General features: G+C 24.9%; 12 protein-coding genes. 6 read left to right on the top strand and 6 right to left on the bottom strand.

Annotation, left to right across the window (positions count from 1 at the left end; translation table 11 throughout):
- Together ispG and rlmN are read right to left on the bottom strand one after the other, a co-directional pair.
- Entirely contained in the window at nucleotides 1–1,116 is a 1,116-nt protein-coding gene (ispG, locus tag G4A98_01430) for a flavodoxin-dependent (E)-4-hydroxy-3-methylbut-2-enyl-diphosphate synthase (GenBank protein QIQ41874.1), read from the bottom strand.
- Between the two features lie 35 nt (nucleotides 1,117–1,151).
- Nucleotides 1,152–2,243 (bottom strand): 23S rRNA (adenine(2503)-C(2))-methyltransferase RlmN, encoded by a 1,092-nt coding sequence (rlmN, locus tag G4A98_01425; GenBank protein ID QIQ41873.1) that lies wholly within the window; start codon nucleotides 2,241–2,243, stop codon nucleotides 1,152–1,154.
- Between the two features lie 265 nt (nucleotides 2,244–2,508).
- Here rlmN and G4A98_01420 point away from each other — a divergent pair, with 265 nt between their 5' ends.
- The gene (locus tag G4A98_01420) at nucleotides 2,509–3,309 is read left to right on the top strand and encodes an inositol monophosphatase (GenBank protein ID QIQ41872.1); all 801 of its coding nucleotides are present in this window, start codon (nucleotides 2,509–2,511) and stop codon (nucleotides 3,307–3,309) included.
- 71 nt (nucleotides 3,310–3,380) lie between these two features.
- On the opposite strand, the gene topA is transcribed toward G4A98_01420, so the two are convergent.
- From topA to G4A98_01400, 4 genes are all read right to left on the bottom strand, one after another.
- On the bottom strand, nucleotides 3,381–5,969 hold the full coding sequence (gene topA, locus G4A98_01415; protein ID QIQ41871.1) for a type I DNA topoisomerase: 2,589 nt from the start codon (nucleotides 5,967–5,969) through the stop codon (nucleotides 3,381–3,383).
- Between the two features lie 101 nt (nucleotides 5,970–6,070).
- The gene (sohB, locus tag G4A98_01410) at nucleotides 6,071–7,096 is read right to left on the bottom strand and encodes a protease SohB (protein QIQ41870.1); all 1,026 of its coding nucleotides are present in this window, start codon (nucleotides 7,094–7,096) and stop codon (nucleotides 6,071–6,073) included.
- 73 nt (nucleotides 7,097–7,169) lie between these two features.
- Complete coding sequence (locus G4A98_01405; GenBank protein QIQ41869.1) at nucleotides 7,170–7,910, bottom strand: pseudouridine synthase; 741 nt, start codon at nucleotides 7,908–7,910, stop codon at nucleotides 7,170–7,172.
- 39 nt (nucleotides 7,911–7,949) lie between these two features.
- Nucleotides 7,950–8,861 carry a DMT family transporter gene (locus G4A98_01400; GenBank protein ID QIQ41868.1) on the bottom strand — a complete coding sequence of 304 codons (912 nt, stop codon included), beginning with the start codon at nucleotides 8,859–8,861 and terminating at the stop codon, nucleotides 7,950–7,952.
- 229 nt (nucleotides 8,862–9,090) lie between these two features.
- Between G4A98_01400 and trpD the strand changes: the two genes are divergently transcribed.
- The 5 genes from trpD to G4A98_01375 all read left to right on the top strand — a co-directional run bounded on the left by trpD (nucleotide 9,091) and on the right by G4A98_01375 (nucleotide 14,345).
- Nucleotides 9,091–10,119, top strand: a complete 1,029-nt coding sequence (trpD, locus tag G4A98_01395; protein QIQ41867.1) for an anthranilate phosphoribosyltransferase — start codon at nucleotides 9,091–9,093, stop codon at nucleotides 10,117–10,119.
- On the top strand, nucleotides 10,100–11,461 hold the full coding sequence (gene trpCF / locus G4A98_01390) for a bifunctional indole-3-glycerol-phosphate synthase TrpC/phosphoribosylanthranilate isomerase TrpF (protein QIQ41866.1): 1,362 nt from the start codon (nucleotides 10,100–10,102) through the stop codon (nucleotides 11,459–11,461). Before trpD ends, trpCF begins: the two co-directional genes overlap by 20 nt.
- A gap of 38 nt (nucleotides 11,462–11,499) precedes the next feature.
- Nucleotides 11,500–12,711: a tryptophan synthase subunit beta gene (trpB, locus tag G4A98_01385; protein QIQ41865.1), complete on the top strand. Its 1,212-nt coding sequence runs from the start codon at nucleotides 11,500–11,502 to the stop codon at nucleotides 12,709–12,711.
- On the top strand, nucleotides 12,686–13,495 hold the full coding sequence (trpA, locus tag G4A98_01380) for a tryptophan synthase subunit alpha (GenBank protein QIQ41864.1): 810 nt from the start codon (nucleotides 12,686–12,688) through the stop codon (nucleotides 13,493–13,495). Before trpB ends, trpA begins: the two co-directional genes overlap by 26 nt.
- Nucleotides 13,496–13,601: 106 nt before the next feature.
- A complete protein-coding gene (locus G4A98_01375; protein ID QIQ41863.1) occupies nucleotides 13,602–14,345 on the top strand; it encodes a UPF0259 family protein in 744 nt (247 codons plus the stop codon).
- Nucleotides 14,346–14,354: the final 9 nt, after the last annotated feature.

The raw sequence follows: 14,354 nt of genomic DNA, 5'->3' as shown, positions 1-14,354 counted from the left end.
TTAAATATTATCTTTTTTAAAACTATTTAATTGTTTTATTTTTTTTATTTTTTTTCGAATTTTAATTTCCATTTTTTCAATTATTTCTTCATTGCTTATTTTTTTTTGTTGTCGTATTCCATCCTCATACAATGAACTTTTTTTATAACTTCCTGTTAATCCTAGTGTTGCTGTTTTAGCTTCTCCTATTCCATTAACAATACAACCAATAATTGATACGTCCATAGGAGTTGAAATGTCTTCTAATTTCTTTTCTAATTGATTAACTGTTTTAATTACATCAAATTCTTGTCTAGAACAAGTAGGACAAGCAATAAAATTAATTCCTCTTGATCTTAAACCTAATACTTGTAGAATATCATAACCTACTTTTACTTCTTCAATAGGATTCGCAGCTAATGAGATTCGCATTGTATCTCCAATACCTTCTAATAATAATAAAGAAATACCTATAGCAGATTTTACTGTACCATTTCTTAGTCCACCCGCTTCTGTTATTCCAATATGTAAAGGTTGTGTAATTTTTTTACTTAATAGCCGATATGATTCAATTGCTAAAAATACATCAGATGCTTTAACACTAACTTTAAATTGATTAAAATTTAAAGTATCAAAATATTCTATATGTCTCATAGCCGATTCTACTAAAGCTTCTGGACTAGGAGTTTTATATTTTTTTAATATATCTTTTTCTAAAGATCCCGCATTTACACCAATACGAATTGGAATATTTTTATCCTTTGCATAAGTAATTATTTCTGATATTCTCTTTTTATTTCCAATGTTTCCAGGATTAATTCTTAAACAATCTGCTCCATATTCTATAGCTTTTAAAGCTAATCTATAATCAAAATGTATATCTGCAATTAATGGAATTTTTACCTGTTTTTTAATTTCTTTAAATGATTCCGCAGCTTTTAAGGTGGGTATAGAAATACGAACAATATCTACCCCTACTTTTTTTAATTCTAAAATTTGATTAATAGTTTCTAAAGTATTGGTGGTACGAGTATTAGTCATTGATTGAACTGAAATAGGAGCATTATTTCCAATAGGTATTGCACCAACGTAAATACGATCTGATTTTCTTCTATTAATTATTTTGTATTTATTCATATTTTTTATATATAATGAAAAGATAATATATTAAATTATTTTTTAAGACGATTTATTATACTGCCAGTTAATTGCCCACATGCAGCATTAATATCTTGTCCTCTATTTTTTCTAATGATTGTAGTAAATCCTTTTTTCCGTAGAATATTGGCAAAAATATTAATCCGATTAAGACTACTACAAAAAAAAGATGATCCTGAAAAAGAATTCCAGGGAATTAAATTAATTTTACTTGGTATGTGACTTAATAAATTTGCTAACTGTTGAGCATTTTCGTTTGAATCATTAATTCTGTCTAGCATAACATATTCTATTGTTACTCCACCTCTATTAGCATTTGAATATTTAAGATAATTTAATGTAGAATCTAAAACAGAAGCAATATTATATTTTCTATTAATTGGCATAATAAGATTTCTAATAGAATCATTTGGAGCATGCAAAGAAATTGCTAAAGAAACATCGATCATATTTCTTAATTTATCTAATGCCGGAACTATTCCTGAGGTAGATAAAGTGATACGTCGTTTCGGTAAACTAAAACCATGCTCATCCAGAATTATTTTTAATGCAGATACGACATTATTTAAATTTAATAAAGGTTCACCCATACCCATAAAAACTATATTAGTAATGCGGTTTGTAATATTTTTTTCTTTTAATATTTTATTTGCTTGCCAAATTTGAGAGATAATTTCAGAAACTTTCAAATTTCCTTGGAAACCTCCCTTACCCGTAGCACAAAAATGACATTGTAAAGAGCATCCTATTTGCGAAGAAACACAAAGAGTAGAACGTTTTTTTTCTGGTATATAAACTGTCTCAATTTTTTGTGTATTAATAGATGTGATCCACTTTATTGTGCCATCATGAGAAATTTTTTCTTCTGTAAATTCTGATGCAAATATATAGGATTTTTCGTATAATTGCTTTCTTATTTTTACACTAACATTCAACATTTTATTAAAATCGTTACAGTAGTGACTGTAAATCCAATTCATAATTTGTTCTGCACAAAAATTTTTTGCTCCTAAAGAAATAAGAAAATGTCTTAAATCTTGACGATGTAAACCTAATAAATTAATTTTGTCTTTTGAAATATTTGATATATTAATATTCTTATTCATCTAAAAACCTGAAATAAATTATTATACAATATTTTTTATTTAAAACTTTACCTTATAAGAAAAAAATAGCAATAATATATTATTATTTTTATGTATATTAATTATATTAATATTATATACTAATATAATAAACTCATTAATTTTGACACTATTGTTATATCTTAAAAAATATTATTACCTTCTAATAAAATTATCTTGAGATAAATATTAAAGTCTTTTAAATTATGATATTTTTTTGAAAAATTTTAAAAATCAGGAGATTTCTATGCATCCAATGTTAAACATTGCTATTCGTGCAGTACGAAAAGGAGGTGATATTATTATTCAAAATTATGATACACATAAATTTATCAAAGAAGATATAGAAAAAAACAAAATATTTGTAAAAAATATTTTGTATAAAACAAATAAAATAATTAGTGATATTATCTATAAATCTTATCCCCATCATATTATTCTCAAAAAAAATGAAAATATTCTTTTTAAACAAAATGAAAAAAATACTATTTGGGTTATTAATGAATTAGATGGAAAAAATAATTTTATTAAATATTTTCCATATTTTTGTCTTTCTATTGCTGTTGTCGTGAAGAGTAAAACTGAAATTTCTGTAATATACGATCCTATAAAAAATGATTTGTTTACAGCCGTAAAGGGACAGGGTTCACAATTAAACGGATACCGAACTAGATGCAGTAAAATTAATACTTTAAGTTATACGACAGTTGCGGTTAATTTGCCTAATAAACTTCATGATGAAACATCATCTTATTTTGAAATATACAAAAAATTAACTTTATGCGGAATTTCTTTTAGATGTACTGGTTCTACTGTACTCGATGCTGCTTATGTTGCAGCTGGAAAAATAGATTGCTTATTTGATTTTAATTTAGAACCTAATAATTTTGTAGCAAGTAAATTACAAGTTCGAGAAGCTGGTTGCTTAATTAGTAATTTTACAGGAGGACATGAATATAATAATAGTCATTCTGGAAATATAACTAGTAGTCCAAAATTTGTTAGATTAATTACTGAAAAAATACGTGCATGTTTTTTAATAAAGTAAAAAATCAGATTTTTTTAAAAATGTTTCATTGAGATGCTTTGATTGATTTTTTTATAAATATTACATAAATATTATTTACTAATCACACGCCATTTATTATTAATAAATATAGCTGACCAACCTGTAAACTTTCCTTCTTTTTTAGAAGCAATATAATGTTTTTTTGTTTTTCTATTAAAACAAACTATAGTCTTATTTCCATCGTTATCAATTATAGGACCACTAGATAAATAGTGTATTTTTTCTGGTAATAAATGTTGAAACTGAAACAGTTCTTCTACAAATGGAGATCTAGTTTCACGTGATTTAGGGAAAGTATTTGCAGCAAAAAAAATACCGGAAATCCCCTCTCGTAAAACAAACCATGCATTAGATTGTTTACATGGTAACTGCGGAAAAGAAATGGGTTCTAACTTTGGATCCGATATTTTTCCATTAGGTAAAATTTTTCTTGTATTTTTACACGTTTTATTTATACACATAAAAAATTTTCCAAACGGACCTGTTTTCAATATCATTTTACTATGACATTTTTCACATTGAATTGTTTCAGATAAATAAATAGGATTTTTAAATACTCCTTCTTCAAGTTTATAACCAACACAACTAGGATTATTAATGCAAATATGCAATTTTAATTTTTGATTAATAAAATAACTATCCATAGACATTTTGCATTTTTCACATCGATTAATTAATTGCAGAGGTGTTTGTTCTATATTTTCTTCTTTTATTTCATTAAAATAATTCAATGCAATGAGATCTATAGTTTGCTTACAACGATTTTTAGATATAGTATTATTATATCCTAAACAACTAAGAAAAACACCATTGATGGCGTTTTTTATTCCCATTTTATTACAACAAATTGAGCAATTAATTGAAGTTGGAACGACTTTACTGAATTCCATTCCTCCTTCTTCTGGACTTTTTTTGGCTTTTTCTAATTTTTCAGAAAAATTTTTAAAAAAAGAATCAAGTACATTTTTCCACTCAATTTCATTATTAGCTATTTTATCGAATTTTTTTTCCATATGTGCAGTAAAGTTGTAATCCATTAGATTGCTAAAACTTTTTTTTAGTCGAATGGTAAGAATTTCACCCATTTTTTCTGAATAAAACTTGTTTTTTTTAATTTTAACATATCCTCGATCTTGTATTTTTGATATTATTATAGAATAAGTAGAAGGTCTTCCAACACCCTTTTTTTCTAATTCGCGTACTAAAGATGCTTCACTAAAACGTGGTGGAGGTTTAGTAAATTTTTGACTAGTTACAATTTCATCTATTAGTAATAAACTTCCTACATTTAATAGAGGAAACTCAGAAATAATATTTTTCTCTTCTATTAAAATTTTGCTCCAACCATTAAACAGAATTATTCTTTCATTTTTTTTTAATTCAAACATATCAGCTACAACTGTTATAGTGATAGATTTATATTTAATCGATGTCATTTGAGAAGCTATAAATTGATTCCAAATTAATTCATATAATTTTTTAGCACTTACATCTAAATTATCTAACTGTATATTTTTTATTTCAATATCAGATGGTCGAATAGCTTCATGAGCTTCTTGAGAATGTTTTTGATTGGAAAATAAATTAGGTTCTTTAGGTAAATAATCACTACCATAGTAGTTTTTTATGTATGCTCGAGCTTTTTTTATTGCATGTTTACTCAAATAATTAGAATCAGTTCTCATATAAGTTATATAACCTTCCTCATATAATTTTTGTGCTAAAAACATTGTTTTTTTTACACTAAATCCTAAACGAAGACTAGCAGATTGTTGTAAAGTAGAAGTTATAAATGGAGCAGGAGCTTTTCTATAAAAATGTTTTTCTTCATAATTTTTAACAATGAACAATGATTGTTTCATTTTTTCTACTGCGAAATCTACCTCAGTTTTATTTATCGGATAAAATGTTTTATTATTATAATGTGTTACATTCATACTAATCTTTTTTTGATCTTTAGAAAAAAGTGACACATTTAATTTCCAATATTCTTCTGGAATAAAATTTTTTATAATATTTTCACGTTCTACGATTATACGAACTGCTACAGATTGAACTCGTCCTGCAGATAAACCCCTTGATATTTTTTTCCATAATAAAGGTGAAACCATATAACCTACAATGCGATCCATAAAACGACGTGCTTGTTGTGCATGTACTCGATTCATATTAATATGAACTACATTGTTAAAAGCTTTTTTTATTGAATATTTAGTAATTTCATTAAATACTACACGACTAAACTTAGAAGAATCTCCACCAATAACTTCTTTTAAATGCCAAGCTATTGCTTCTCCTTCTCGATCTAAATCTGTAGCAAGATATATATGATCTACTTGATTTGCAATAGTTCTCAATTCAGAAATAATTTTTTCTTTACCAGGTAAAATATAATATTCAGCTTTCCAATTTTGATAAGGATTAATTCCCATTTGATTTATGAGAATCGTTTTTTCATGATTTTTTAAAAAAATTTTTTTATTAGAAAACTCTTTATTTTTTTCTTTATTTTTTGATTTACTTGTTATTAAATCTCGTACATGTCCTATACTAGATTTTACTATGTATTTAGAACCTAAATATTGATTTATAGTTTTTGCTTTTGCTGGAGATTCAACTATAACAAGATATTTTTGCATGTTTTTTCCCAGTAAATCATATTTAATTATATGAATGTATATTCATAAAAAATTTATGATGGTAATATTAATTATATTGAAAATTTTTTACTTTTTTAAAACTAAAAATAATTTTTATAAAAAAACATTTTAAGTAAAATTTTACTAAAATTATGTGCTATAGAGGAAGTAAAACGTTCTAATATTTTTTTTCTGTACATATATTTTATACCTAATAAAGTATAGTCTTTCATTTTAGAAATTAAGACGTCATCACTGGTACTAATTTGATCTACTAATTTTTTTTCTAAAGCAGTTGTTCCAAACCAATGTTCTCCATTAGATACATTTTCAATATCTAAAGATGGTCTCATTTCTTTAATAAAATTTTTAAAAAGTTCATGTGTTGCATTTAATTCCTCACAAAATTTATTACGTGTTGATTGAGTATTGTTGCCAAACATAGTTAAAGTTCGTTTATAATCTCCTGCAGTATGAAGTTCAATATCTACATGACATTTTTTCAATAATTTATTAAAATTGGGAATTTGACCTACTACCCCAATTGAACCAATTATTGCAAATGGAGCTGAAACAATATAATCAGCAACACATGCCATCATGTACCCACCACTTGCTGCTATTTTATCCACAGATACAATTAAACGTATTCCCCTCTGACGTAATCTATTTAATTGAGAAGCTGCTAATCCGTATCCATGAATCACTCCTCCAGAACTTTCTAAACGTAATAAAACTTCATCATCTTTATTTGCTACCGACAGAATAGCAGATATCTCTTCTCTTAAACCAACTACTTCATTTGCATAAACATCTCCTTTAAAATCTAAAATGTATAATTTTTTCTTTTTATCCGTAAGATATTGATCTTTATTTTCTAATATTTTTTTTTTGTTTTCTTTATTTTTTTCTTTTTCTTTTGCAAACCATATCTTTTTTTCAAATTGTTGCATAGTAGATAATAATATTTTGGTTTTTATGTTTTTATAATGATCTTGAAATAAAGTAATTTTTATTTTATTTTTAGTATTTTTTTTTCTTTTTATTATTGTATAAAACAAAGTTAATATTATAATAAAAGTAATAATTTTTGCTAAAAAAAATTCATAATTTAGAAGTAAATTCACATAATAAACCTTTTTAAAGATATAGATAAAATATTTTTTTTAAAAAATATAGAATAAAAATTTTAGTGTTTTTTTAAGAAACTAACTTAAACAAGTTATCTACTAATATAGAATTTAATTCAGTCCAATGTCCTAATTTTAAATTTTTAGGTAACATAATATTTCCATATCGTACTCTAATCAGTCGACTAACTTGACATTTAACTGTTTTCCACATAGATCTTATTTCACGATTTTTCCCCTCACATAAAATACCTTTAAACCATTTGTTTTTTTTTAAATGTGTATTATTAATAGATTCTATACTTTTAAACGAAGCATAACCATCTTTAATCTTAACTCCATTTTTTAAAATATTCATTGTATTTTTATTAATTTCTCCAAAAACTCGAATATAGTATTCTCTTTCTATTTTGTTTTTAGGATGCATAAGTTTATTAGCTAAATTTCCATTATTTGTAAATAATAACAATCCTCTAGTATTGATATCTAATCTTCCAACACTAATCCATCGATAAATATTTAAATGTGGTAATTGATCAAATACAGTTTTACGTTTTTTACAATCATTTCTAGTACAAATTTCTCCTTCGGGTTTATTATAAATTATTATTTTCGTTTTAAACTGTGTTTTTTTTATAGATATCATTTCTCCCTTAATGGCAATATTTCCAATATTTTTATTATTTAAACGCTGACCAATTACTGCTTTTTTCCCATTAATAAGTATATTTCCACATCTAATCATTTCTTCAATATTTCGACGTGATCCATATCCAAAATGAGATAATATTTTTTGTATTTTTTCACTCATTGATCAAACCTTTCATCATTTTCTATAATAAAATAAAAACTATAATTTTTTATTATTTAATTCTTTGTACTTTTTTATATATTCAACTGGAATTAAGGTTAATAATATTCCTATAATTAATGGAAAAATAAACCACATTTCACATAATAAAGTGGTATGTTTATAAATATAATTTTCTAAAAATCCAGCAATAATTGGAAAAATTAAAAAAACAGTAGAAGCATAAAATGCACTTACTTTCTGTTGTAAATAAAAATAAGATAAAATACCAAAAATTCCGGAAAAATCTCCAAGATAAAATATAGCTGCAATAGATCTGTTAGAAAAAGTATTTATATGAGGATTTTCTATAAACCAAGATATTATAGATAATAATATTCCAGATATTAGTGATGGCAAAGCATTAAAAGTAATAACAGATATATTGGAGCATTTTTTTTGACATTTAGCGTAAATGACAGCATGACTAAACAAAGCAAATAGTAAAGCTAAAACTCCTTTCCACTGGAAAAAACATTGTGATTCTAATTCTATCAGTAAAACAGTTAGTAATGTAATTAAAGAAATTAACACTCCTATTTTTTGGTTTAAAAATAATTTTTTTTTTAAGAATAAAAATGATATTGTCAATACAGCAACAGGCATATTTGAAAATATAATAGAAGAAATTGAAGATCTGACATAAATTCCTCCATATAACATTAATGTAAATGGTATAGAAAAATAAAAAATTGAGATAAAAAATTGAAACCATCTTTGTCCATATGGAAATAAAAGAGGTGTTTTTGTATAATATGCAAGAATGATTAATAGAGGAGAAGCAACTAAAAAACGCATGCCAGTAGCAAAAAATGGAGGAATTGTTTCTGTTGCAATTTTCATCGCAATCCAAGTAGTCCCCCAAGTAATAGAAACTAAAGAAAATAATATCATTACTAGTATTTTATTCATTAAAAAACGCTCCAAAAAAAATAAAAATATAACATACATCATATCTATAAATAATAGTTATATTTTTTATTTCTTCGGTATAAACTTTAGTTTTTAAAATAATTCTAAATAAAGTTTGTTAAATTTAAATTGAATTATTTATATCAATATATTATTGTGGAAATTTAAAAAAATATAAATATTAAAAAATTTTATATATTAATATATATATAAAAAATAAAGGTAAGAAATGCAAAATATCTTAAATAAAATTTATGATTCAAAACATTTAAGTCAAGAAGAAAGTTATCAATTATTTAAATTAATTTCTTCTGGAAGAATAAAAGATATACAATTAGCATCTATATTAACAGCAATACGAATACGAGGTGAATCAATAGAAGAAATAACAGGTGCAATATATGCGTTTTTAGATCAAGTAAAACACTTTCCTAAACCTGATTATATTTTTTCTGATATTGTAGGAACAGGTGGAGATGCAAAAAATACTATTAATATCTCAACTGCAAGTGCATTTGTTGCAGCAACGTGTGGTTGTAAAATTGTCAAACACTGTAACCAAAGAATTTCTAGCAAATCAGGTTCTTCTGATCTTTTAGAAAAATTGCATATCAATTTACATGCATCTCCAGAAAAATCTCGTCAAACATTAGATCAATTAAATATTTGTTTTTTATTTGCACCTAAGTATCATAATGGTTTTAAATATTCTCATAATGTTCGTACCACTCTCAAAACTAAAACTATTTTTAATTTATTAGGTCCTTTTCTTAATCCTGCAGCACCTCCTCTCACTGTTATTGGTGTCTATAATAAAAAACTAATAAATCCTGCAGTGAAAATTTTAAAAAATCTAAAATATCAACGTGGTATAGTTTTGAATAGTGATGATACTGATGAAGTTACATTATACGGAACAACATATGTTTCTGAGTTATTAGATAAAGAAATTATATCATATCAACTAGAACCAGAAAGTTTTGGCTTAAAAATTCATCCTAAAAAAATATTAAAAAAATATTCTTTAGAAGAAAATTATCGTATCATCAGTGAAACAATGCAAGGTAAAGGTGACAAATTAAATGAAGAACTAATAGCAGTTAACGTAGCAATGCTATTAAAGGTATTTGGACACGAAAATTTAAAAGAAAATACCGAATTAGCATTAAATAAAATCAGAAGCGGAGATGTTTATAAACATATAATAAATGTTGCTGACATGCTAAAAGAAGATAATTATGCAAGAAACAATACTTAAACAAATTATACAAGATAAAAGTAATTGGATTACATTAAGAAAAAAAAAACAACCATTAATTAATTTTCAAAACAAAATTAATAAAAAAACCCGTAATTTTTATAATTCTTTAAAAGAAAAAAATCCTTGTTTTATATTAGAATACAAAAAAACATCTCCTTCTTTAGGTGTTATTAGAAGTAATTTTGATTTAATTGAAATTTCTAATGTTTATAAAAAATATGCTTCTTCTGTTTCAGTTCTTACAGATGAAAAATATTTTCATGGAAATTTAGAATTTATAAATTTAGTACGAAAATGTGTTCCTCAACCTATTTTATGTAAAGATTTTTTTATTGATTCGTATCAAGTGTATTTAGCCAGGTATTATAATGCAGATGCTATTTTATTAATGTTGTCTATTTTAGATGATATAAAGTATCAAGAGTTATCTGCAATCGCAAAAACATTAAATATGGGTATATTAACTGAAGTAAATAATATAGAAGAATTAAAACGTGCGATTAAACTAAATGCTGATATTATTGGTATTAATAATCGTAATTTACATGATTTGTCAATTGATTTAAATCGTACTCGCATCCTATCTACTGCAGTTAAAAAAGACATTATAATAATAAGTGAATCTGGTATAACAAAATACCGTGAAATAAAAGAACTTAGTAAATTTGTTAATGGTTTTTTAATCGGTTCTCATTTAATGTCTCAAACTAATCTAGAGATAGGTGTACGTTCTATAATATTTGGGAATAATAAAATTTGCGGATTAACTCGTAGTATTGATATACAAATTGCCGAAAAACATGGAGCAATTTATGGTGGACTTATTTTTATAAAAAATTCTCTTCGTCATATCACTAAAATAATTGCAAAAAATATTATTATAAATAGCAAATTAAGATTTATAGGAGTTTTTCAAAATGAAGATATAAATATTCTTGCTAAGCTTTCTGAAGAACTTTCTCTGTATGCAGTTCAATTACATGGGCAAGAAAATCAACAATATATTAATAAATTAAGAGCAATACTACCCCAAAAAATTAAAATTTGGAAAGCTTTTTCTATTCAAACAGAATTACCAAATCGTAATTGGAACAACATAAATAGATATGTGTTTGACTCTCATTCAGGAGGAAGCAATACATCTTTCAATTGGTCTATTTTGCACAACCATATTTTAGATGATGTTATTTTAGCTGGAGGAATTAATGTAGATAATTGTATATTAGCCTCTCAATTAAATTGTTTAGGATTAGATTTTAATTCTGGGATAGAAATATCTCCTGGTGTTAAAGATCATAAAAAAATAAAAAAAATTTTTCAACGATTAAGATATTATTAAATTATTTTTTTATTTAATAAACTATAGGAAATTATTACATGACTTTACTAAATCCTTATTTTGGTGAATTTGGTGGTATGTACGTTCCGCAAATATTAATGGAAGCTTTATTAGAATTAGAAAAAAATTTTGTATGGGCAAAAAAAGACGTTAATTTTCAAAAAAAATTTCATAATTTGTTAAACAACTATGCTGGAAGACCTACACCATTAACTCTTTGCAGAAATTTAACTAAAGGCACAAAAACACGTATTTATCTAAAAAGAGAAGATTTATTGCATGGTGGAGCGCATAAAACTAATCAAGTTTTAGGACAAGCTCTGTTAGCAATTAAAATGAAAAAAAAAGAAATTATTGCTGAAACAGGTGCCGGTCAACATGGTGTAGCTGCTGCTATTGCCTGTGCGCTATTGAATTTAAAATGTAGAATTTATATGGGAATTAAAGATATTAACAGGCAAAAAACTAATGTTTTTCGTATGCAATTAATGGGTGCAGAAGTTATATCAGTAAAAAATGGTTCTGGAACGTTAAAAGATGCGTGTAATGAAGCTTTGCGAGATTGGTCTAGTAGCTATAAAACATCTTATTATATGATTGGTACTGCAGCTGGACCTCATCCCTATCCTACTATTGTTCGTGAATTCCAAAAAATGATTGGAGAAGAAACAAAAAAACAAATTTTAGAAAAAGAGAACAAACTTCCAGATTCTATTATTGCATGTATTGGAGGAGGTTCTAACGCTATTGGAATTTTTTCAGATTTCATCCATGAAAAAGTTGATTTAATTGGAGTAGAACCAGCTGGACATGGTATACATACAGGAAAACATGGAGCACCATTAAAACATGGTAGAACTGGTATTTATTTTGGTATGAAATCTCATTTAATGCAAAATAAAGAAGGTCAAATTGAAGAATCTTGGTCAATTTCAGCAGGATTAGATTTTCCATCTGTTGGTCCTGAGCATTCTTGGTTAAATAGTACTCATCGTGCTCAATATGTTTCTATTACTGATAAAGAAGCAATAGATGCATTTCAAATTCTGTGTAAAAAAGAAGGTATTATTCCTGCTTTGGAATCTTCTCATGCATTAGCATATGCATTGAAAATAATGAATATATATCCTATGAAACAACAAACTTTAATCGTAAATCTTTCTGGTCGTGGCGACAAAGATATTTTGACAGTAAATGATATTTTAAAAAAAAAGGAAAAATATAATGAGTCGATATCAAAAAATGTTTAAACAATTATTTTTATCAAAAGAAGGATGTTTTGTTCCTTTTGTAGTTTTAGGAGATCCTTCTTTAAAATTATCAATAAAAATTATTGAAACTTTGATTAAAAATGGAGCAGATGCTCTAGAAGTTGGAATTCCATTTTCAGATCCATTAGCTGATGGACTCATTATACAAAAATCAAATCTACGTGCTTTATCGCAAAAAAATACTTTTTTAGAATATTTTCAAGTACTGAAAAAAATACGTGAAAAAAACAAAAGGTTGCCTATTGGTATTTTGATATATGCTAATCTTGTCTATAATCAAGGAATAGATAATTTTTACTTGCAATGTGTTAATTCTGGTATAGATTCTGTACTTATAGCAGATATTCCAATTGAAGAATCAAAATGTATTTATCAAACTGCAAACAAATACCAAATTCATTCTATTTTTATTTGTCCTCCAGATGCAGATGACTGTTTTTTGCGTAAACTATCCTTATATGCACAAGGTTTTATTTATGTATTATCTCGTTCTGGAGTAACTGGAATTAAAGATGATACTTTATCATTATCTGAAAAATTTATACAAAAAATAAAAAAATACAACACTATTCCCTTATTGCAAGGTTTTGGAATTTCAAATTCTCAACAAGTAAAAAAAGCGATATCATCAGGTTTATCTGGTGTAATATGTGGGTCGGCGATTATAAATATTATTGAAAAATATTTAAATCAAGAAAAAAAAATGATCCAAAAAATAAAAGAATTTACTAATTTATTAAAAATATCTACTAAATTAGAATAATCTTCTTAATTAAAATATATACTGTTTTATTTTTCTAAAAACATGCTTATTTCAAATAATATGTATAATCTTAAAATTATATAAAATATTTATAAGGAATATACATATGTTAATTACAGTAAGAAAACTACGTGATGATACGCATCATTTTTTTTATAAACAAATAGGACCTATTTTTTTTATATCTATATCTGTTACTTTGATTAATATGCTAGTAGATATGTTTATTAAACCAGATAGATATATTTTATCTATTATAGAAAATAATAAATTAATCAATGCAAGTTCATTGCTAGAATTAATTAATAATATGAATTTAGAAGAAAAATATGAATTATTCAAATACTCTACTTTAAAAACAATAGAATCATTAATGAGTAAAACAATGTTATTAGGTAGTGTTATAATTTTAATTTCTGTTTTATCTAAAAGTGAAAAAAAAACTATTATTTCATCAATACTGTCTTTTTTTTCATTTATTCCAAGTTTATTTATATTAAATTTTTTAACAGCTTTTGTAGTTCAAATAGGTTATATGTTTTTAATTATACCTGGAATATTATTATCAATAACACTATCATTATCACCTATTATTTTGTCTTTTAAAAAATATGGAATAATAGATTCTATGCGTATTAGTGTATATATTTCTTGGAAATATATTAATATCATAGGATACAGTGTTTTATTTTGGATGTGTAGTAAATTCATTTTAACAATATTATTAGATCAGATTTATTTTATCAATAAAAATATCTTATTTTTAATATCTAATGTTACTATCAATATATTATTTTCTATTTTAATTATATATTTATTTCGATTTTATATGATTTTTTTACGTTCTTAAAAATTTAAA

Source organism: Buchnera aphidicola (Microlophium carnosum), from assembly GCA_011752475.1.
Classification (GTDB): domain Bacteria; phylum Pseudomonadota; class Gammaproteobacteria; order Enterobacterales; family Enterobacteriaceae; genus Buchnera; species Buchnera aphidicola_BG.
Note: the sequence above shows the minus strand (reverse complement) of the source record. Positions and strands in the feature narration are given on the sequence as shown.